Below are 21,338 nucleotides of genomic sequence, written 5' to 3'. Positions count from 1 at the left end.
AATTCTAATAAATATCATTATTTAGTTTAGTTAGTCTAGTTGAATGAACCAAACTACGGGATTTTATTTAGAATAAGTCACATATATACTATTCTTTCTCACCAAATTTCCGGGAATAAAATGAAAAATATTATAAATAAAGAAACTAATTTTATCTCAAGAAATAGACTAGTCTATTGCATCTGTTTACTCATATATGTAAACTGACTTTAACGGTTAGCCGTATTTTATATAGATGGAGAATCAATTTATGAAAATGGAAGATATCGCCCAAATGGCCAATGTTTCTAAATCGGCTGTTTCTCTTGCTTTTAGTGGTAAGCCGGGGATTAGTCCTGAAACACGAGAGCATATACTTCAAATCGCTCATCAAGTTGGTTACATGCCGAAGAGCCGAGCCTCACATCAGAAGAAAGGCGACAAATCGTTGCTTTTTCTAGTGTGCACTAGCTCCGGTATTGTGTTCCAGCAATATGAGCAACAGCCCTTTTTTAAGTCATTGATTTATTTCATAGAAGAAAACTGCCGCCAAAAAGGTTATAAACTAATCTTTTCGACAGTAAATGTAGAATTCTTTGAAGAGGAAATTAAACATGTGTTCGAGGAAAAATATAGTGATGGTGCCATTGTTCTTGGAACAAATTTGACACGCTGGCAGATTGAGCAAATACATCATATCATGCCTAATTTGGTTGTACTGGATACTTGTTTTGACACGTTGCCCGTACAATTTATCGGTATTAATAACCGCATAGGGGCTTACCAGGCAGGAGCATATTTATGCCAACTTGGTCATACTTCAATAGGTTATATTGCTTCAAATGTACGTATTCATAATTTTGAGGAGCGGAAGCGAGGATTTATGGAGGCATTAGAGGAATATCAGATCGATATCCCCACATCTCGGCGTTTGTCGGTGGCTCCAACCATTCTAAGCTCGCAGGAATCGCTTAAAAAACAATTGACTGAATATTTGAGTAATGGTCGACAACTTCCGACGGCATGGTTTTGTGAATGTGACTACATTGCGATAAGTGCGATTAAAACATTAACCGAGATGGGGATTAAAGTGCCCGAGGAATGCTCAGTTATAGGGTTTGACAATATTAATGAATCATTAATTATTACACCAGAGCTGACAACGGTCCATGTTGAGAAAGAGCGAATGGCTGAGCTTGCCGTCGATCTGTTGAGTGAAGCCATTGAAACTGGCCCTAAAATGCAATCTAAAATTACAGTCGATACCCGGTTTGTAGAGCGTAAATCCTGTGCGACTCCCAACCCACAGCTGATGGGGTTACCGGCTAACAACAACGGATCGCCATAGTAACAGATGAAGCTTGACAGAGGAAAGAAGCGATGCTTTTTCGACAAACCCTTTTATCCAAGCCGCTTAACCGCAAACCTAAGCGGCTTGGAATTCCTGGAAGCCTTCAAGCAAGGTATGGGAATTGCCTAGACAATGCCCGCGATTTAAGCGAGCTTTTTTTGAAGATAAGCATCGATTTTTGCGAGAGCTTCCTCTGTACCTCCAGATTGCTGGAAGCTGTCATTTATTTTTTGTACACCCTCTTTATATGCTGCGTTCGACATCACTTCACGTACCGCCTCTCTTAACGATTGTACATCGATACGGTCTTTGGTTATTCGATAGCCAGCTTGAAGTTCTGTTAACCGCTGCGCGACCATCGGCTGATCCTTGTCCTGAGGCAATACGACCAAGGGAACATTGAAGTGAATTCCTTCATTCACGCTGTTCATTCCACCATGAGTAATAAACACATCTGCATGACGCAATACCTCCAACTGAGGAACATAGGGCGAGATGATAAAGTGCTCAGGGGCCGGATTGATTTTCGTAAGGTCGGCTTTCTCGCCAGCTGCAATCACGACGATGCCTTCAAAATCGGAAAAAGCTTCAATACAGGTGTTAAAAAAGTCTTCAGTATGGTCCAGAACCGTTCCCATCGAAATATACAAAACCTTTTTACCCTGTAGTCTGTCCAGAGGGAATGAATTAGCCCCTTTGCGCTCCGGGAAGCTGGGACCAATAAAAAGATGCTCGTCCCCAAACTGTTCGCCTCTCGGTTGGAAATATTTGCTCGTATATACAACATTCAAAGCCCCTGAATTGTTCATAAATTGAACCATTTCTTTGGGAGCCACACCGAATCTTTCTTTCATGAGATGCAGTGAAGTCGTGACTTGTTCATCAGGCTGAAACGGTATTTTAGCATCAGGGCGAAAGAGATTGACAGCCATCTGATGGTTTGAAATCAGAAAAGATGGGGATGAAGAAATGCCTGGAATATGCAAATAATCTCTCACTAATTCCCCGGCTCCAAATCTATCATAGAATACAAAGTCAAAATCAATGCTTTCCGACAGCTGTTTGGTGATTGCTAATATGTCCATCGAGGTTTGGATGTGAATATTCATAAATACGTTCAATCCGGCTGGAGAAGCAGTATCGATAGAAGCGGTTCTCAACAGATCGGGATGCAGATGAACCGTTGCTCCAATTGCTTCGAGTCTGTCCTTGTATTTCTCGGTTGTAATGTAATGTACCTGGTCTCCCCGTGCCGCAAAGGCCTGCGTAATCCCGAGCGTAGGGTTTACATGTCCTTCTGCCGGAAAGTTAACCATTAATATGTGTAGCATTCAACATCACTCCTTTTTGCTTCATCGAAGATCGCAGTTTTTACTGAATCTCTTATCCATAATAACAATAATATTTATATTTTCAAATGATATCCTTTCTGTAAAAATGGAACGAACACATTATAATGACATCAATATATGTATAACAAATATTTACTTCGTGCATAGTAAGGACGAACTCTACTCAGCAAGGGAGGTTTTTCTAAAATGAATGTTCAAAGAGCACAGGAAATAGCATCCTCTCCCATAATGGCGAATGTGCTGTGTGAGGGGCAACCCATTTACATTCAGCATGTGAACGAGCAGAGTGAGACGGCACGCATCTATGCGCTGAACCATCCGCAGGAGGAGCGGGAAGTACCTTTGTACACCTTAACAGAGCGAGATCAGACCCTGGAATAAGAAAGGAGCGATATAGATAATGAAACCCAATCAACAGAAAGTAGTCGAGGCTGACCGTTTGAATTTTCGTGACCAGACTGATGATGTGGTGAGGGAAGTACCTGCCACGACGGATGCCAGCGAAGCAGTTGCTGCGATGACCTCACATATCAATAAATACGATGTACCGGATGAGTTGGAGGAAAAATAGAGAATGACCAAGCGCGCACAGGATATCCTGCTGCGTGCTTTTTTTATGTGTAAAGAATATTCATTAATATCAGAAAAAAAGTATTGCATATAGGTTTACTAGGTATTATGATAACAACAGATTTATATTTTTTTGTTTCTTTTAAAGGTATAAGGTTTAGACCTTAAAGATTTAGTGATCGGAGTGTTCGTATGATAATCCCATCTCCTCTGCGCTTTGAGAAAGTATCAGCTAAAAAAGTGAGTGATTTTATTAGAGAGCAGTTGGAAGAGGCTATTATTCTAAAAGAGTTGCTTAGCGAGGAACAGCTGCCAACAGAGCGGGAACTTGCAGAGATATTTAATGCCAGCAGAATTACAGTTCGTGAGGCACTATCTCAATTGGAGTCCAAGGGACTCATTGAAAAGAGAGTAGGTGCCAAGGGAGGGACGTTTGTTCTTCCAGTGACAGCAAATGCTCATAAACGTACCCGGGCAGAAATCGCACAAGATTGGGAGCATATGCTGAAGGTCTTTGAATATCGGATGATTGTGGAGCCTGAGGCTGCTTTTTTAGCGGCTGCACGAATCACCGCGGATGAACTGGGCTTGCTTCAGCATTATCTGGATCAGAGTATTGAAGCGGATTGTACCCGAGAATGGTTTCGTGCCTTGGACGTCAAGTTTCATTTAGCCATTGCCAAGGCATCGGGCAACCCACTTTGTGAAGCTGCTGTTAGGCAGATTCGGACCCAAATTAATCCGGCGCTGGATCTCATGCCCTATGATAGCCAGATCCGGACGGTGAACTATGACGTCCATACAGAAATCCTGAGTGCACTTCGGGCACGGGATGCTGAAAAGTCGCGGGAAGTAATGAGACGCCATATCGGACATTCCGCAGATGCCATTTATGCAAGATTGGTTGCAAAAGGCTAGACGGTGTCTTACAGAACAAAGAATACAATTTGCGGGGACGGTGAAAGCATGAATGGTGAATGCACGAGCTTACATGAGCTCTTGGCTTTATCAAGACCGCTTCAAGAGCAATTGATCACATGGCGAAGAGATTTTCATCGCCATCCTGAAACGGGATATGAAGAGATTCGCACGTCCGGTATTGTAGCTGAGCACTTACAAAGACTGGGGTTGGAGGTAACCACACAGGTAGGTAAAACCGGGGTTGTAGGTCTGTTGCGTGGAAAAAGCCCGGGGCCTACCATCGGTCTCAGGGCAGATATGGATGCTTTACCGATTCAGGATGAAAAAACGGCTCCCTATCGTTCGCAGATTCCGGGAAAGGCACATTTATGCGGACATGATGCCCATACTGCGATACTGATGGGAACCGCGCAGTTACTGGCTAATTTGGATAGACCTGAACGAGGCAATATCAAATTTGTCTTTCAACCGGCAGAAGAAGGTTTGGCCGGAGCCAAGGCTATGATTGAGGACGGTGTGCTGGACAATCCCAAAGTAGATGCCATGGCAGGGCTACATATGTTCCCGGGTCTGAGGACAGGAACACTTGGGGTCAGCAAAGGGGTAGCTTTTGCATCAGCAGATGGCTTAACAATTAAAATTTTAGGCAAAGGTGGTCATGCCGCCCGTCCACATGAGGGGATTGACGCGATTGCCGTGTCCGCGCAGGTGATTTCTGCCCTGCAAAATATACCAAGCCGTCTGGTTGATCCGCTTGAGCCCATTGTCATTACCATTGGCAAAATTAGTGGCGGCTACATGGGGGCTGCCATTGCACCGGAGGTAGAAATGATCGGCACCGTTCGAACTCTATCTGCGGAGCTCCGCAGCCGAATGCCTGAACTGATCGAGCAGGTGGTTCGTGGGGTGTGTGAGTCGTTTGGGGCCGGATATGAATTGAATTATCAGCTTGGCTACCCGGTTGTGCAGAACGATTCGGATATGGTCGACCTGATGACAGAAACGAGTGAGCTATTGTTTGGCTCCAAGGAGTGGAGTTACATCAAACCGTCAACAGGCGGGGAGGATTTTGCTTTTTATTGTGAGCAGGTTCCCGGCGTGTTCTTCCGGCTGGGGTCCGGGAGAGGAGATGAGGAAACCAGCTATCCATTGCACCATCCCAAGTTTGATTTGGATGAATCGGTACTGCCTTATGGGGTAGCCATGATGTCGGCCATAGCGCTGAATTTTTTGAAGAAGCAATAAAGCTTGAGACGCTAGAGAAGCAGCTGTGTGGCAAAATACAACGTTAATGGACTGGAGTGGACAAAATGAGCAGACACAAGTGGTTTACAAGCGGGATCACATTACTGATTGCAGCGATTATTCTGGCAGGCTGCGGTGCCCCATCTACAGGCGGCAGCAAGGACAGTGCAGCATCGACACCGACTGACAGTAAAGTGCTGACGATCGCGAATGCTACGGATATTGAGAGCTTTGATCCACATAACAATAACAATACGGCGAGTGAAGCTGTTCTGGTTAACGTATTTGACTACTTGCTGAAAAATGATAGCCAGCAGAAGAAAGTACCTGGACTCGCCACTTCCTGGGAAAAAGTAAATGATACGACCTGGCGTTTTCACTTGCGCGAAGGGGTTACCTTCCATAACGGTGATCCATTCACGGCGGAAGATGTGAAGTACACGATAGAAAGAGTGGCAAAGGATAACACGCTCAAACAAAATTCCTACTTTAAAAATATTAAAGAAGTGAAAGTAGTAGATGAGCATACAGCAGACGTCATCACGGACGGACCGGACCCGCTGCTGCTGAATCGTTTATCCAAAATGGGAGCAGGGATATTACCCTCCAAGTATATTGAGAAAAACGGGATCGAGGCATTCCTTAAAAATCCAATCGGTACAGGCCCTTATAAATTTAGTCAATGGATTAAGGATGACCGGGTGGTACTCGTTAAAAACGATAAGTATTTTGGAGGCCAGCCGAAATGGGATCAGGTTGTTTTCCGCTCCATTCCCGAAGCCTCTACGCGTGTATCTGAACTGCTCGCGGGTTCCATTGACATTGCTTCAGGCATTCCGTCCACCGATGTAGCACGTATTCAAGGCGAAGACGGCAAAAAAATCGTCAAAGCACCGATTCAGCGAGTGCTGCAATTGATTTTACGTCAAAGCCAAGGAAGCATTACGGCTAACCCGAAAGTGAGAGAGGCGATAGACCTCGCGATCGATAAAAAGGGGATCGTGGACAGCATCGCAGGCGGTGCCGGGATCGTAACTCGCACTTCCGTTACGCCGGGCAACTTTGGTGCCGATCCTTCCCTGTATGAGAAGACCTTACATGATCCGGCTAAAGCCAAAGAACTGCTGAAGCAAGCTGGTTATGCCGGCGCAGGCCCGGAATTAACCTTGTCGGTATCCTCAATATACAAGGAGTACGCCGAGGTTGTAGCCGCCATGTTAGATAAAGAAGGCTTCAAAATAAAGCTGGACGTGCTGGAGCCAAGTGCTTTCAGTGAGCGTTACAGCTCCAAATCCTTCAAGGAAATGTTTATGATCGGCATTGGTAATTCCCTGTTCGACGCTTCCAATAACTATAATCGCTACCTGCTGGAAGAGGCTAAAGGCGAAACGGATTATAACAATCCGAAGGTAGAGAAGCTGCTGCAGCATGCTCTGACAAACCTGGATACAGCCTCGCGTGAAAAAGAGTATCAGCAAGTGCAACAGATTTTGGCTGAGGATCGTCCGGCTGTCTATCTGTTCCAAATGGAAGGGATTTATGGCACTGGTAACGGCGTGAATTTCCAGCCGAGAAGCGATGAAATGTTCTATGCAGAGGATATTACACCTGCAAAATAAAACGAGAAATGAACGGGCGGGGACCTCAATACAGGTTCCTGCCCGTCCTTTTAAAAAAAGCCTGCTGGTTACGGAGGTGACGGATTGAAAACTTATATCGCCAAATCGCTGCTGCAGGTGATTCCTGTACTGCTGATTGTCTCTCTGATTGTATTCATCCTGGTGAGGGTAACCGGGGACCCTGTAGCCCTAATGCTGCCGGAGACTGCTACAGCCGAGGATCGTGCAGTATTGACACAAGCGCTCGGGCTGGATCAGCCATTATATGCGCAATATATTAAATTTATTGGCAGTGCCTTACAAGGCGATTTTGGCACCTCGTTTCGTTATGGTGAATCGGCTTTACCATTAGTGCTGGAACGGCTGCCTGCCAGCTTTGAATTGGCCGTAGCCGCCATGATTTTTGCGGTTATCATCGCAGTACCCCTGGGCGTCATCTCAGCAGTTAAGCGGAATACCTTTATGGATTTAATCATTTCCAGTTTATCTGTCGTCGGAAAGGCCATGCCTAACTTTTGGATGGGGATTATGCTCATTTTGTTATTCTCCGTCATGTTGGGGATGCTTCCCGTGTCCGGTCGGGGCGGGATCGAGTATTTAATTCTACCAGCCTTTACACTGGGTGTCGGTCTTTCTGCACAAATGACCCGACTCATTCGCTCCAGTATGCTCGACATTTTGAATCAGGACTATATACGGACAGCACGCAGCAAAGGGATTTTTGAGATCGTCGTGATCGGAAAACATGCTTTTCGCAATGGATTAATTCCGGTTGTCACGATCATGAGCTTGCAATTTACAAGCTTGATCGGCGGAACACTCATTACCGAGACGGTATTTGCATGGCCGGGCTTGGGGCAGTTGCTTGTTGTTGCAGTGAATACGCACGACATGGCCATTGTTCAGGCCGCTGTATTTGTGATTGCCTTTATTGTCGTCATTAGCAATATCTTAACCGATGTCGTTTACCGACTACTTGATCCCCGAATTAAATACAACTAGAGAGAGGAGGAGAAGATGTGGCAGGCATCAATCCTATACAAGCCCTTGGCTCGGACCCGGACGATCAAAAGCAACCCCTGCGGCTGTCAGCTGCTGGGCGCGTGTGGAAGCAACTGTTACGAAGTAAAACCGGAACGGTCGGTGCGGTACTGATACTGCTCGTTAGCTTAACAGCTCTATTTGCACCTCTTCTGGCCACTCACAATCCTGCGGATATTGACCCGCTTAACCGACTGAAACCACCCATGTGGCTGGATGGTGGATTGCCAGAGCATTGGCTGGGTACAGATAACCTGGGGCGGGATATGTGGAGCCGTATCGTATACGGGGCCAGAGTTTCGCTTATCGTCGGTGTCGGTGCGGTTCTGGTCTCAGGCACGATTGGCGCGATCCTCGGACTTCTTGCCGGTTTTTATGGCAAATGGGTAGACGCCGTGATTATGAGAGTTGCCGATGCCTTTTTGGCCATTCCGGCCATTCTGCTGATGCTGGTCGTTTTGGCTGTGGTAGGGCCTGGCATGACTACACTTATTTTTGTTATTGGCGTTACGAATTGGGTTGCTTATACAAGGGTGGTCCGGGGCGAGGTATTGAGTATCAAGGAACGGGACTTCGTCAAGGCAGCCAAGGCGATTGGCTCCAAAAATAGCAGGATTTTATTGAAGCACATTTTACCCAATGTCTTGTCTTCGTTCATTGTGATATCCGGCATGAATGTGGCGACAACGATTATTATGGAAGCTTCGCTTAGTTTTCTCGGATTGGGGATCACGCCACCGGCCGTGTCCTGGGGCGGTATGCTGAGCGATGGCAGACAATATGTAGCTACAAGCTGGTGGGTGGCAACGTTCCCCGGTCTGGCGATTACCATCACGGTCCTGGGCGTCATTTTCCTCGGTGACTGGCTTCGCGACGTGTTAGATCCCCATATGAAGGCGAAAGAATAACAGAAGGGGGGCGGAAAAGATGTCCACAAAACTGCTTGAAGTGAACCAATTGAAAACCTACTTTAAAACGGAGGATGGAATCGTTCCCTCGGTCAACGGTGTCAGCTTCACTGTGAGCCCGGGTGAAACATTAGCGATTGTTGGAGAGTCCGGTTCCGGTAAAAGTGTAACCTCCTTGTCTATTATGGGCTTAGTTGCTGCACCGGGAAAAGTTGTGGGCGGGGAGATTTTGCTGGAAGATCGGGATTTACTCCAATTGTCCAAGGGAGAAATGCGCAAATATCGAGGAAACGAGATATCCATGATTTTTCAGGAGCCGATGAACTCGCTGAATCCGGTATTTACGATTGGCAACCAGATCAGTGAGGTGATTCGGCAGCATCAAAAGTTGAGTAAAGCGGAGGCGCGGGAGAAAAGTATTGAAATGCTGGAGAGGGTAGGCATACCTGGTGCTGCGAAGGTTGTGAGTTATTTCCCGCATCAGTTGTCCGGTGGTATGCGTCAGCGGGTGATGATCGCAATGGCCTTGGCCTGCCGTCCGAAACTGCTGATTGCCGATGAACCGACGACGGCACTGGACGTTACGATTCAGGCCCAAATTTTGAATTTAATCCACAAGCTAAGCAAGGAAGAGAACACAGGTATCATTCTGATCACCCATGATTTAGGTGTGGTCGCGGAAATGGCCGATCGGGTGGTTGTGATGTATGCCGGTGAAGTGGTCGAGGAAGCAAACGTATTTGATTTGTTCGAAAAGCCGGGCCATCCTTACACGATCGGGCTGCTAGGATCACTCCCCAAACTTACAGAACAGAGGGAATGGCTGGATTCCATTCCCGGCACCGTTCCTAATATGATGCAGATGCCGAGTGGATGTCCATTTCATCCCCGTTGCCCTTATGCCCAGGAACAGTGCACCCAGGCTCATCCTGAAATACAGGCCAAGGAGCAAGGACACTATGTCAGATGTTTGCGGATGGAGGAGGTGCCGGTATGAGTGAGACAGCACAGGGAACGCCACTTCTCGAGGTGAATGGACTCAAAAAATATTATCCAATGAAAAAGAGCTGGTTCTCCAAAAAAAGCGGTTATGTGCGGGCGGTTGATGATTTGAGCTTTCAGGTTATGCCTGGCGAAACCTTGGGTATTGTAGGGGAATCGGGTTGCGGCAAATCAACAACAGGACAAATGATTACACAACTGCTGGAGCCTACGGCAGGCGAAATCCGTTTTCAAGGGCAAAGTCTGTCTGATTTAACGGATGAAGAGGTTCGCAAAGTCAGACGAGATTTGCAATTTGTATTTCAAGATCCGTACTCTTCGTTGAACCCAAGAATGAAGGTCTTTGATATCGTCGCCGAACCGCTGCAAGTACACGGGCTTGCTAAAGGGAAAGAGCTTAAAGCCGAAGTTTTCCGACTGCTGCAGACGGTAGGATTAGGCGCTCATCTAGCGGATCGTCATCCCCATGAATTCAGTGGTGGACAGCGGCAACGGATCGGTATAGCCAGGGCACTCGCCATGAAGCCGAAGCTCATCGTTTGCGATGAACCTGTATCCGCGCTGGATGTGTCGATTCAGGCTCAGATTTTGAATTTGTTAAAAGAGCTTCAGCAGCAATTCGAGCTCACTTACATTTTTATCGCTCATGGCCTGCCCTCTGTCAAGCATATTAGCGATCGCATCGCGGTGATGTACTTGGGTAAAATCGTGGAGCTTGCAGATCGTGATGAGTTGTTTGCGCGGCCACAGCATCCGTACACCAAAGCACTGCTTGACGCAGTACCCGTCCCTGATCCGAGGCTGCGCAAAGAGCGAATCACATTAACAGGTGAAATCCCCAATCCCGCTAATCCGCCTGCGGGCTGTACTTTTCACACGCGTTGCCCATACGCACAAGAGAAATGCCGCGAGCAGAGCCCGCTGCTCGAAGAGCACACGCCAGGGCATGTTGCAGCCTGTCATTTTCCTCTGCATTAACAGATGGCTCGCGAATAGATACACCTTTGGCGGTATGCTTGGACAGTGTGTTCGGCAATATGATTTAACGGAAAAGGGAGGGCTACTCATGAATAAACGATCAATTGTACCGGAGGATTTATACGGATATCAATGGATCAGTGATCCGGCAATAAGCCCTGATGGAACGATTGCCTACGTCAATAAAAGCATAGATCATTCAAAAAATGACTACCAGACGCACATCCGTGTCGTATCGCTTCATGGAAACGAAGACAAGCCGTTGACCCATGGCAACAAGGATTCGGCTCCTGCCTGGTCACCTGATGGATCGCAGCTTGCTTTTTTACGTGTGGCGAACGGAAGCAAGCAGCTATGGACGATTCCGGCTGAAGGTGGAGAGGGACAGCAACTGACGGAGGCGAAGCGTGGAGTAAGTGCATTCGTCTGGTCGCCGGACGGGAAGTATATTGTATTCACAAGCATGGTTAGTATAAATGCCGAGCGGGAAGCCATGGAGCTTGAGGAATATCGCAAGCAATCCGCTGAGCGGGGACGCATCGTGGATCGTACTACTCCCAAAGCAGAAGGATCAGGCTGGTGGAACGGTCTGTTTAGTCATTTATTTGTATTGGAGCTTGAAAACGGCCGGGTAGCACCAATAACCTCGGGACCTTGGAATGCTGCTTATCCGGTATGGTTCATGGATAGCAAACGGATTTCATTTTTGTCCAAACGTGCAGAAGACGACAAACTGGATGCAGACCTTCTTTCATACGCGGATGTTTATACGGTTGATTGCGACGGCAGTAATCTGGTGAAGGTTACGGATTCCAGCTTGGCGATCAGCCAATTTTCGTATGCACCGGATGGTAAATCATTGACTCTGATTGCGAGCGATCGCATCTACGGCAGCGGTAGCCAGAATCGCCTGTATACCGTGCCTGTGACGGGGGGAGCCCCGCAGCTATTGTTTCCTGAATTGGATATGCAAATTGGCAACTTTGCCCTAAGTGATATGAAATCCTTTGGTCCGTCTCCAACTCCGGTATATGCTCCTGCGAGGTTAAAGCCAGAAATGTATGTGCTCGGGACGGTGCAGGGTGCTGTCCACATATATCGATTCACAGTGGACGGAAGTGTTCAGGCGGTGACTGAAGGAAGCGATAGAGACATCTACCAGTACACGCTATCTGCTGATGGTCGCTATCTGGTTTTTGCAGCACTTGATGTGAATGGGCCTGGAGAGCTGTATCAAATGAACCTGGAAACAGGCGAAGAAAAACGGCTCACGTACCATAACGATGATTACCTGGCATCCTTGCAGGTGAGTGTACCGGAGGCATTTTGGTTTGAGGCTTCGGATGGCTTCAAGGTACAGGGGTGGATCTTCAAACCATCGGGACTTGGCCCTAAAGAACAGGTCCCTATGATTTTACAAATTCACGGTGGCCCTCATGCGATGTATACCAGCACGTATAGCCATGAAATGCAGACGCTCCTTGCCCAAGGGTATGCCGTGCTGATGACCAATCCACGCGGCAGCTTCGGCTATGGTCAGGATTTTGCACGCGCCTGTCGGGGGGACTTTGGAGGAGGAGATTATCGCGATGTGCTGGACGCCCTTGATTTTGCGCTAAAACAGTTTGATTTTATAGATGAAACCCGGCTCGGCGTGGCTGGAGGCAGCTATGGAGGCTTGATGACCAACTGGATTATCTCTCACACCAACCGATTCCGCGCCGCTGTTACACAGCGCTGCATCTCCAATTGGCTATCCTTCTATGGCTTGAGTGATATCGGGATTTCCTATACAGAGGGAATGGTTGGGGCCAATCCGTGGGGAGATCCTGAGCTGCTCTGGTCCAAATCCCCACTGGCACATGTAAATAACATCGAAACTCCGCTGCTGATTTTACACGGCGAGGAAGACCTGCGCTGCCCTGTTGGACAAGGGGATGAATTATTTACAGCCTTGAAGCGGCTGGGTAAAACAACACGCCTCATTCGCTATCCCGGGTCCAATCATTCTTTGCTGAAAAGCGGCAAACCGTCCCTTCGTGTAGACAACTTTGAACAGGTGGTCGCTTGGTTTAACTCTTACTTGAGCAAAGGAGCTGACTCCGATGAGTAAAGTACAATTGTCGATTCCGGTTGCCTTGTTGATCGAGAACTTACGTTCAAGTGGTGAGCCAAAAGACGTCATCATTGAGTGTATAAAGAAGCGTGATTTTTCTCCTCTACTCGATAAGGTTAAAGAAAAAACAATGGACTTTGAAGAACGTTGTCAAACAGCAGAAGACATAGGGGACGAGTGGGAAGAAGCGATCCGCAGTGGTTATGAATTTAAGTTTTTACACATCAATGGACTGAAAAGGCTGCTTTATTTTCGTTTTGATCGAGCTATAGATCGCGATTATGAGCAGGACGGAATCATGTTGAAGAATCTGCATCTCGATCCTGATGAAATCGATACCTTGCAGGGGCTTATTGGCAGACAGTGGCAGGTGATTGAGGAGGACAGTGAAGCAGGCAGCGTGCCGAGGACCGTAAGTATTAAGCTTTTATATCGAAATGAAGACAGCTTCTAAAGGAAAAATCGGTTACCATAGCTACTCCCAACAGTCCTGACGAGAAATTTTGAGCGGGACTGTTTTTATTTTATGGCTAATTGAACATTAAATCCCGTTATTTCGTTGACATTGTCCACGAAATTTTGTTGACACAGTCCACAGAAATTATTAATATAATTGTTGCATAAGTCCACTAAATAGGGGGAGCCGAAATGAATATAGATGCTGAGTTCATCGCAGATATGAGACGTTTCAACCGATTTTATACCAATATACTCGGTTTATTGGATCGACATGTGCTGGATAGCGGACATTCCTTTACCGAGGCACGTGTCATTATAGAAATCGGTATGATTGAGCCATGCATAGCCAATACATTAGTCGATTCTCTTAAAATTGACCGCAGCTATATGAGTAGAATCATTGCCAAACTTTGCAAAGAGGGCTTCCTTGTTAAGGAAAATTCTGCGCTGGATAATAGAACAAATCTGATTCGTTTGACGCCTAAAGGAAAAGCGTTCTATCGCCAACTGGATGAAAGGTCCGACGAGCAAATCATAAAATTAGTGCAAGGCCTATCAGAGGAAGAAATTAAAGAATTACATACTTCTATGGTGTTCATTCAGAACAAACTGGAGAAAATGGAGAGAATACAGCATGATTCGATTTGAGTGCGATTATACCGAAGGTGCCCACAAGCGTATATTACAGCGACTATTGGAGACGAATGACGAACAAACTGGCGGCTATGGTGTGGATGAGCATTGTGAAAAAGCCAGGGCTTATATTAAAAAGGCATGTGACGCCGCAAATGCAGATGTACACTTTTTAGTTGGAGGCACACAGACGAATACAACGGTGATCTCTTCTATTTTGCGTCCGCATCAAGGTGCCGTTGCTGCAGTGTCTGGACATATTGCTGTACATGAGACCGGAGCGATTGAAGCTACGGGGCATAAAGTACTTACTTTGCCAAGTAATGATGGAAAAATCCGGGCTGAACAGGTAAAGGAGCTGTATGACGCTCACTGGAATGATGCCGCTCCTGAGCATAGCGTACAGCCCGGTATGGTTTATATCTCTCAGCCTACCGAAAATGGAACGATCTATACTAAATCCGAGCTGGAAGCGTTAAGTCAAGTCTGCCGGGACTACGATTTACCCTTGTTTTTAGACGGTGCTCGCTTAGGATATGGCCTGGTTGCAGACGACAGCGATTTATCTTTAGCAGATATAGCGAAGCTATGCGATGTATTTTATATCGGCGGGACCAAAATTGGAGCCTTGATGGGTGAAGCGGTAGTCATTGTAAATGATGCTTTGAAAAAGGATTTTCGATACATGATCAAGCAAAAAGGAGGGCTGCTGGCGAAGGGACGCATGTTGGGCATTCAGTTTGAAACTTTATTTGAAGATGGCTTATACTTTGACATTTCCAAGCACGCCATAGACATGGCCATGCTGCTTCAAACTGCGTTAACGAAACAAGGAATTAGCTTTCTATATCATTCTACAACCAATCAGCAGTTCCCGATTTTGCCAGATCGTACATTAAAAGCATTGAGCGAAAAATATACTTTTTCCTTTTGGGAGAAAGCCGATGCTACACATAGTGCTGTTCGATTCTGTACTAGTTGGGCTACGAAGAAAGAAAATGTTGAAATGCTGATTCAGGATATCCAAGCATTACATTAAAGCGAATTTCCGATTTCTCTTGGCCTTTTAATCTGTTCACATCATAGGGGAGTAAACCCAAGCCCATACTTCATTGCACAGCTGCAGCGAAGCATGGGCTTTTTGTGCTGCCGTCGCAGTTGATTTAATGCGGCTTGTCTTCAGTTCCATGAAAGAGCAAGCGGATATAAAAATGGAAAGAAAAGACAAGAGAAGCTGTATAAAATTCCCTTCTAATCCTTTATACTGAATATCTAACGAACCTGCTTGCGGTATTGAAGAGGGGAGAGCCCAGTTATTTTTTTGAAGATTTTATTAAAGTGGGAAGCATGACCGAATCCGACATCCTCTGCAATATGCTGGATTTTGTCTTTGGTGGTTCGCAGTCTCGTTTGGGCCGCCCTGACCCTCACCACGCGGATGTATTCGCTGAAATGAAAGCCAGTCCATTTGGGAAAGATGCGGCTTAGGTAAGCTGGACTAATAAAATAGCAGGCAGCTATCTGCTCGAGGGTTAACGGTTCGTGGTAATGGTCCTGAATAAAAGAGGAAATTTCCATCATTTTCTGGTGCATCGGATGAGAGGAAACAGGCTCACTACGTTCGATCGCTTCTGATCTATGCACCAGAATGAGCAATTCCAGCAGTAAATGCTGTACACAACGATCGTGCAGAGGCTGCTGGTTTCTGCATTCGGTGTTCATTTGCAGGAACAAACGTTCAACTTCGATCTGCTCTCTAACCGATAGGTGCAGCAGCGCAGATTGCTGATACGGCGGCAGGCCAAGAATGTCCCGATCCTGCTGTGGGAGAAATGTCGGTGAAAAATGAATCAAAATACGCTCCGTTTCCTCCAATTGCGAACTGGCGGTAGAGTGCAGTTCATGAGGGGCGATAAATATCAGATCACCCTTGCGGGCGATGTATACCTTACCGTTCATAAAATAGATGCGTTCGCCCCGCAGCAAATAATACAGCTCAAAGCTTTCGTGGACATGAGGTCGTGGCATAACGGTGAATCCGGTACGGTAGATATGATGAATGGAGAATTGCTGTTCTCCAATGACATATTTATCGTTGTTCATTTTATTCATGTGCTTCTTCCTTTGCAAATTAAAATAAGTAAGCGCATTCATATAACAACAGTATATATGACACCTGCCAACCGTAAAAGCAGAAAAGATGGATGAGCCAAGCTATTCGCAGCACTGTGACCACCGTTTGTTATAGCAGGAAGATCGGGAATTCGGCTGATTGACAAGGAAAGGAGGTGAGAAATACTGACGGCTGGTGTGCAAGAAAATTTTGAGAGGAGGAAATGAATTTGAGCAAGCAGTGTACATGGAAAAAGGCACTATGCCATGTGGTTGTGGGTTCATTGCTGTTGACCTTATGCCCGTCACTGATTCAAGCGGAGGCGGCTCCCGGGAGTCAGGCGGTGACCGCAACAGAATTGGCAAAGGTAGCGACGGACATTCCGGCGTTCCCTGGAGCGGAGGGTGGCGGTAAGTATGTGACCGGTGGACGTGGAGGAGAAGTATACGAAGTTACTACACTGGAGGATTACGGCAAGGGAGAGCAGGCGATCCCCGGCTCGCTTCGTGCCGCAGTCAGTTCCGATAACCGGACGGTAGTTTTCCGGGTTGGCGGAACGATTCATCTCAAGGAGCCGCTTAAAATTCAGGGAAACAACCTGACGGTTGCCGGTCAGACAGCTCCTGGCGACGGAATAACCGTAAGTGATTACACGACAGGGATTGATGCAGATAATGTCATTCTCCGTTATCTGCGCTTCCGATTGACCGACCGTTACCTCAGTGAGGATGACGCGCTCGGAGCCAGGTACCATAAAAATATTATGATTGATCACTGTTCCTTTAGCTGGTCGGTGGACGAAGTACTGAGCCTGTATGACAACGTAAATACGACCGTACAGTGGTCCATCGCCTCCGAGAGTATGCTTATGACCACACACCAGAAGGGGCGGCATGGCTATGGCGGCATTTGGGGCGGAAGGAACGCCACCTATCATCATAATTTGTTAGCTCACAATGCAAGCCGCAATCCGCGTTTTCCAACGGATAAAAGAGAAATTGATGCTGTAGAAATGACCAACAATGTCATTTATAACTGGGGATTTTTCTCTTCATACGGCGGCGGTGAAGGATCGTATAATGTGCTGAATAACTATTATAAATCTGGTCCCAGCACATATCGGGATGTTCGCAGTCAAATCTTTGTGGACGTGGGTAGTAAAAAATATAAAACTCGCATGTTCATTGGCGGCAACTACATGTACGGCAACGAATCGGTTACCCAAGATAACTGGCAGCTTGGAACATCGATTGGGTCGATTATAGACCCTTCCACCCGCCTGGCGGAGCCGATTGAAGTAAGAGGGGAGTACGATAACGGAATTTCCTCCGATGCATATGGTCCCTACCAAGCGACAGATGCACAGACGGCATATGCGGAGGTGCTTGCAGGCTCGGGAGCCACGCTGCCAAGGAGAGATGCCGTGGACGCCCGTATTATTCGTGATGTGAAAAATGGAACGGGTGCATTTATCAACTCCTCGCGTGAGGCGGGATGGATTTACGATGATTATAATGTAATCACGACGGAGCTTGCCGACAGCGATCACGATGGAATGCCCGATGAATGGGAACGTGCCAACGGACTGGACCCCTATAATGCGAGCGACCGCAACGGTCAGGGGCTTGCTGGCACAGGGGCGTATGCTCATTTTGCCGAGGGCTATACAAATCTGGAGGTCTACTTAAATGATCTGATCGAGAAGCAGTCGGATGGAAGCGAAGTAGATAATCCGGAGGCCGTCGTTCAGGTGTCTGACGAAAGCGGCCGTTCATTGAAGCATAACGATATTTTAGCGGCAGGACGTAATGCCAGATTAGCAGCAACAGCCAAGGACAAAGATGGTATTGCATACGTTGAATTTATCATTGACGGTGTACTTGCCGGGAAGGTCAATAATGCGCCTTATCGTCTCGACTGGAACCAGGTGACAGACGGTACTCATTATATTGTCGCACGGGTGACCGACCGCAAGGGGACTGCTGCATTTTCCAATCCTGTTGCCATTCATGTCAACACGACTGCACCATCGGGAAGCTGGCTGAGTGAAGACATTGGCTCTGAGGGCCTCGACGGTTATATCAAAGGGCATACTCAAGTATTACAGGACAACGAGAAAGGCAGCAGCATACGGCTGAAGTCGGCGGGAGACATTGACGGCAAGGCTGACTTTTTCCATTATGCTTATCAGAAATTGGAGGGAGACGGTGAAATTATTGCCCGTGTGGAGCAGATTACACCTACCGATGATCATGCCGAAGCGGGTGTCATGATTCGTGAATCGCTGCAGCCTGGATCGAAAATGGCTTATATGGCTTTAGCATTTGTTAAATATGGTAAACAGGGAATGCTCATCAGTCGTGATCAAACGGATGGTAAGACGAAACGTGCATCAATGGAGACGTTTATAACAACGCCATATTCGGTTCGTCTTGTACGACAAGGACAAAAGGTTACCGGCTGGGTATCCGCAGATGGTGTGACGAACTGGGAGAAGGTTGGTGAAACCGTTATAGATTTGCCGGAGAATCAGCCGCTATTGTTCGGCTTGGCCACCGATGCATCCAAACAACAAAATGATGTATGGAATTATAATACATCGGAATTCAGCAATGTTACGATCCGCAAACTGGCGGCAACAGCAGTAGAACCCGCTAAAACAGAACAAGATGCTGCTGCCCAGGAGGTGAATAGCGTTGTGGTAGCTACCTATGGTTCTACCTATGGTCTTACCGGTCCTGCCAGCTTTACGTCTCTCCAGGCAGCTATTGACGCAGTCCCTGACAACAGCAGCACCAGGACAGTTATTCGCCTCAAAAATGGCACCTATCGTGAAAAAATAAAAGTGAATTCCTCCAAAAAAAATCTGAGCATTATCGGAGAAAATCGAGAAAAAACGATTATTGCCTTTAACGATACGGCCAAAACCGTGGTGGACGGAAAAGAATTAGGAACAAGCAACAGCTATACGATGCGTGTGCAAAGTCCTGATTTTATACTGGAGAATGTAACGGTTGCCAATACAGAAGGAACCGGGAAGGTGCAGGCTGTAGCGTTATATGCCGAAGGTGATCGTGGTCAGTACCGTAATGTCAAAATTACCGGACTACAGGATACCTTGCTTGTGAATCGTGGCAGACAGTATTTTAAGGACAGCTATATCAGCGGCAGCGTCGATTTTATTTTTGGCAATTCACCTGCCGTATTTGAGAACTCGGTCATACACAGCTTGCGTGCCGGATATGTAACAGCCGCTTCAACAGACGAGAACAAACCGGGGTTGGTATTTATTCAATGTCGTTTGACAGCCGAAAACGGGTTGAAAGGCAAGGTGGAGCTTGGACGGCCATGGCGTCCTTACGCTCATGTTGCTTATATCAAATCCTACATGGAAAACCATATCAAGCCGGGCGGCTGGAACAATTGGGGCAAGGCATCCAATGAGAAGACTGCAAGATTTGTAGAGTTTAATAATAATGGGCCAGGTGCAGCCATTGCCGGACGTGTACCTTGGGCCAAGCAGCTTACTGCTAACGAAGCCAATCAATACACAGTCAAAGCCGTTCTGGGCGGGTCAGATCATTGGAATCCGCAGTTGAATAAATAAATCGGCTTCTTCCAAATGTGGTGTTCAATGTATAAGCGGGGCATACGCTTCTAGCGTTTGCCCCGCTTGTGTATTTTGCAAATATGGATTTGGAAAATATATGGAGGCGCACTATAGAATGTGATTCCTTTCTTGTAGAGCAGCCGATTTTTCAAACTCTAATTTCTTTGAAATCGCCAGCAGACCAAGGCAGCAGACAATCAGGGCCAAGCATACCCAATAGGAGTTTCGATAACCCATCCATTGAGCGGCCAACCCGCCCATCAAGCTTCCCGCCAGTCTTCCGATGGTTGTCGCATTGGAATACAGTGTCGAGGCATATCCGGGAAGGGATGGCAACAAATCCTGCATGTAGCTGATGCCAATGGCCGAAATCACTGCCACAAAGAAGGCTAGTAGAAGCTGCCCCACGAATAGCTGCCACATCTCCGTAGACATCAGGACGAGGAGATAATAGATCACCCCTGTTAAAGCCCCTAAAAATACAAGCAAACGGTTGGAGTATTTAGCTGCCAGTACGCCCAGCATGAGCATCAAGGGTATTTCTAATATTGCGCAAATACTGGATACTAGAGCAACGTCACTCGTGTCCCCTTTTAAATTGTGAATGATGAACAGGGAAATATTCAAATTATTCATCCAGTGAGACGTATAAAGCAGAGTAAGAACTGAAAAAGGGATCAGAATTTCAATATTTTTATGTAATGAAATGTGATGAAGTGGAAGCTGATCCTTACTTTTGAGCCGAGCAGGGGATTGCTGAATAAAACAGAACAGAAGAATAGCGATTATTATAAAAATAGAAGTCGTTCCTGCAAAAATACCTTTAAAACCAGTCTGTGCAATCAGGAAAGACCCGAGGAGCGGCCCCGTGATAAAGCCAAGAGAAAACATGGAACGAAGTGTTGAGTTGGCAAAGGCATGATCAGCTGATTGACTGCGATCTACCGCTTCACGTGCACTGGCAAATAATTGCGGCATTCCAGGTGCTCCCATGGCTGTGAAGATAGTCATATATACAAAAAGTACATAAAAATTTTGAATGACAAGATATCCTGCGAATGCTATCGCATTAAATAACGTACAAATAACCAAAATTTGTTTGCGATCCAATCCAGTATCAGAGCGTTTGCCAATCAGAGAGCTTATCCATATCCCACAGATCAAGGTCACAGCCGTAAAAACACCAAAGGTTCCAACCGATACGCCAAGTGTAGTTGTAAAATATACAGCCAAAAAAGGTGCGCTGATCGATATAGCCATGCCTTGTAATAACATACAGATCATGAATAATGGGTAGTTAGGGATAACGAACAGATTTTGAATACGCTTTAGCATTTCATTTTTACACCCCTTCGGATTTGGAAGCAGAATAATACATATCTATCCTATCTAAACTATATATGATTTTAGTATAATTTGTAAGTTTGCATTGTGAAATAGC

18 protein-coding genes are annotated in these 21,338 nt (G+C 46.5%); 15 read left to right on the top strand and 3 right to left on the bottom strand.

The window, feature by feature from the left end:
* Window positions 1-250 precede the first annotated feature (250 nt).
* Entirely contained in the window at window positions 251-1,327 is a 1,077-nt protein-coding gene (locus KQI_RS0109225; protein WP_010346474.1) for a LacI family DNA-binding transcriptional regulator, read from the top strand.
* Window positions 1,328-1,473: 146 nt separating this feature from the next.
* Here KQI_RS0109225 and KQI_RS0109220 read toward each other — a convergent pair whose 3' ends face one another.
* Window positions 1,474-2,661 carry a macrolide family glycosyltransferase gene (locus KQI_RS0109220; protein WP_010346473.1) on the bottom strand — a complete coding sequence of 396 codons (1,188 nt, stop codon included), beginning with the start codon at window positions 2,659-2,661 and terminating at the stop codon, window positions 1,474-1,476.
* Window positions 2,662-2,868: 207 nt separating this feature from the next.
* Here KQI_RS0109220 and KQI_RS0109215 point away from each other — a divergent pair, with 207 nt between their 5' ends.
* From KQI_RS0109215 to KQI_RS0109155, 13 genes are all read left to right on the top strand, one after another.
* The gene (locus KQI_RS0109215) at window positions 2,869-3,063 is read left to right on the top strand and encodes an H-type small acid-soluble spore protein (protein ID WP_010346472.1); all 195 of its coding nucleotides are present in this window, start codon (window positions 2,869-2,871) and stop codon (window positions 3,061-3,063) included.
* 19 nt (window positions 3,064-3,082) lie between these two features.
* Window positions 3,083-3,253 (top strand): hypothetical protein, encoded by a 171-nt coding sequence (locus KQI_RS28780; protein ID WP_007432293.1) that lies wholly within the window; start codon window positions 3,083-3,085, stop codon window positions 3,251-3,253.
* A gap of 191 nt (window positions 3,254-3,444) precedes the next feature.
* On the top strand, window positions 3,445-4,170 hold the full coding sequence (locus KQI_RS0109205; protein WP_010346471.1) for a FadR/GntR family transcriptional regulator: 726 nt from the start codon (window positions 3,445-3,447) through the stop codon (window positions 4,168-4,170).
* A 48-nt stretch (window positions 4,171-4,218) separates the two neighbouring features.
* A complete protein-coding gene (locus KQI_RS0109200) occupies window positions 4,219-5,418 on the top strand; it encodes a M20 metallopeptidase family protein (protein ID WP_010346470.1) in 1,200 nt (399 codons plus the stop codon).
* Between the two features lie 65 nt (window positions 5,419-5,483).
* Window positions 5,484-7,037 (top strand): ABC transporter substrate-binding protein, encoded by a 1,554-nt coding sequence (locus tag KQI_RS0109195; protein WP_010346469.1) that lies wholly within the window; start codon window positions 5,484-5,486, stop codon window positions 7,035-7,037.
* A gap of 84 nt (window positions 7,038-7,121) precedes the next feature.
* Window positions 7,122-8,039 (top strand): ABC transporter permease, encoded by a 918-nt coding sequence (locus KQI_RS0109190; RefSeq protein ID WP_010346468.1) that lies wholly within the window; start codon window positions 7,122-7,124, stop codon window positions 8,037-8,039.
* Window positions 8,040-8,056: 17 nt separating this feature from the next.
* On the top strand, window positions 8,057-8,986 hold the full coding sequence (locus KQI_RS0109185) for an ABC transporter permease (protein WP_010346467.1): 930 nt from the start codon (window positions 8,057-8,059) through the stop codon (window positions 8,984-8,986).
* A 19-nt stretch (window positions 8,987-9,005) separates the two neighbouring features.
* Window positions 9,006-9,983 carry an ABC transporter ATP-binding protein gene (locus tag KQI_RS0109180; protein WP_010346466.1) on the top strand — a complete coding sequence of 326 codons (978 nt, stop codon included), beginning with the start codon at window positions 9,006-9,008 and terminating at the stop codon, window positions 9,981-9,983.
* Window positions 9,980-10,966, top strand: a complete 987-nt coding sequence (locus tag KQI_RS0109175; protein ID WP_010346465.1) for an ABC transporter ATP-binding protein — start codon at window positions 9,980-9,982, stop codon at window positions 10,964-10,966. The genes KQI_RS0109180 and KQI_RS0109175 overlap by 4 nt, the downstream gene beginning before the upstream one ends.
* Window positions 10,967-11,054: 88 nt before the next feature.
* A complete protein-coding gene (locus KQI_RS0109170) occupies window positions 11,055-13,079 on the top strand; it encodes a S9 family peptidase (RefSeq protein ID WP_010346464.1) in 2,025 nt (674 codons plus the stop codon).
* Window positions 13,072-13,536, top strand: a complete 465-nt coding sequence (locus KQI_RS0109165) for a hypothetical protein (protein WP_010346463.1) — start codon at window positions 13,072-13,074, stop codon at window positions 13,534-13,536. Before KQI_RS0109170 ends, KQI_RS0109165 begins: the two co-directional genes overlap by 8 nt.
* A gap of 194 nt (window positions 13,537-13,730) precedes the next feature.
* Entirely contained in the window at window positions 13,731-14,189 is a 459-nt protein-coding gene (locus KQI_RS0109160) for a MarR family winged helix-turn-helix transcriptional regulator (RefSeq protein WP_010346462.1), read from the top strand.
* Window positions 14,176-15,213: a threonine aldolase family protein gene (locus KQI_RS0109155; RefSeq protein ID WP_010346460.1), complete on the top strand. Its 1,038-nt coding sequence runs from the start codon at window positions 14,176-14,178 to the stop codon at window positions 15,211-15,213. The genes KQI_RS0109160 and KQI_RS0109155 overlap by 14 nt, the downstream gene beginning before the upstream one ends.
* Before the next feature lie 233 nt (window positions 15,214-15,446).
* Here the strand turns inward: KQI_RS0109155 and KQI_RS0109150 are convergent, their stop codons facing one another.
* Window positions 15,447-16,286 (bottom strand): helix-turn-helix transcriptional regulator, encoded by an 840-nt coding sequence (locus tag KQI_RS0109150; protein ID WP_010346459.1) that lies wholly within the window; start codon window positions 16,284-16,286, stop codon window positions 15,447-15,449.
* Between the two features lie 230 nt (window positions 16,287-16,516).
* On the opposite strand from KQI_RS0109150, the gene KQI_RS0109145 reads away from it, so the two are divergent.
* Window positions 16,517-19,894, top strand: a complete 3,378-nt coding sequence (locus tag KQI_RS0109145) for a pectinesterase family protein (RefSeq protein ID WP_010346458.1) — start codon at window positions 16,517-16,519, stop codon at window positions 19,892-19,894.
* Window positions 19,895-20,005: 111 nt separating this feature from the next.
* Here KQI_RS0109145 and KQI_RS0109140 read toward each other — a convergent pair whose 3' ends face one another.
* Entirely contained in the window at window positions 20,006-21,232 is a 1,227-nt protein-coding gene (locus tag KQI_RS0109140; RefSeq protein WP_010346457.1) for a sugar efflux transporter, read from the bottom strand.
* Between the last annotated feature and the right edge of the window lie 106 nt (window positions 21,233-21,338).

The sequence above is a fragment of the Paenibacillus peoriae KCTC 3763 genome (assembly GCF_000236805.1).
GTDB classification, from domain to species: Bacteria; Bacillota; Bacilli; order Paenibacillales; family Paenibacillaceae; genus Paenibacillus; species Paenibacillus peoriae.
Note: the sequence above shows the minus strand (reverse complement) of the source record. Positions and strands in the feature narration are given on the sequence as shown.

Coding starts and splice junctions, on each gene's coding strand:
- KQI_RS28780 (WP_007432293.1), top strand. CDS start 3,083: ATGAAACCCAATCAACAGAAAGTAGTCGAGGCTGACCGTTTGAATTTT.
- KQI_RS0109150 (WP_010346459.1), bottom strand. CDS start 16,286: ATGAATAAAATGAACAACGATAAATATGTCATTGGAGAACAGCAATTC.
- KQI_RS0109220 (WP_010346473.1), bottom strand. CDS start 2,661: ATGCTACACATATTAATGGTTAACTTTCCGGCAGAAGGACATGTAAAC.
- KQI_RS0109205 (WP_010346471.1), top strand. CDS start 3,445: ATGATAATCCCATCTCCTCTGCGCTTTGAGAAAGTATCAGCTAAAAAA.
- KQI_RS0109140 (WP_010346457.1), bottom strand. CDS start 21,232: ATGCTAAAGCGTATTCAAAATCTGTTCGTTATCCCTAACTACCCATTA.
- KQI_RS0109215 (WP_010346472.1), top strand. CDS start 2,869: ATGAATGTTCAAAGAGCACAGGAAATAGCATCCTCTCCCATAATGGCG.
- KQI_RS0109175 (WP_010346465.1), top strand. CDS start 9,980: ATGAGTGAGACAGCACAGGGAACGCCACTTCTCGAGGTGAATGGACTC.
- KQI_RS0109155 (WP_010346460.1), top strand. CDS start 14,176: ATGATTCGATTTGAGTGCGATTATACCGAAGGTGCCCACAAGCGTATA.
- KQI_RS0109180 (WP_010346466.1), top strand. CDS start 9,006: ATGTCCACAAAACTGCTTGAAGTGAACCAATTGAAAACCTACTTTAAA.
- KQI_RS0109170 (WP_010346464.1), top strand. CDS start 11,055: ATGAATAAACGATCAATTGTACCGGAGGATTTATACGGATATCAATGG.
- KQI_RS0109160 (WP_010346462.1), top strand. CDS start 13,731: ATGAATATAGATGCTGAGTTCATCGCAGATATGAGACGTTTCAACCGA.
- KQI_RS0109200 (WP_010346470.1), top strand. CDS start 4,219: ATGAATGGTGAATGCACGAGCTTACATGAGCTCTTGGCTTTATCAAGA.
- KQI_RS0109225 (WP_010346474.1), top strand. CDS start 251: ATGAAAATGGAAGATATCGCCCAAATGGCCAATGTTTCTAAATCGGCT.
- KQI_RS0109165 (WP_010346463.1), top strand. CDS start 13,072: ATGAGTAAAGTACAATTGTCGATTCCGGTTGCCTTGTTGATCGAGAAC.
- KQI_RS0109195 (WP_010346469.1), top strand. CDS start 5,484: ATGAGCAGACACAAGTGGTTTACAAGCGGGATCACATTACTGATTGCA.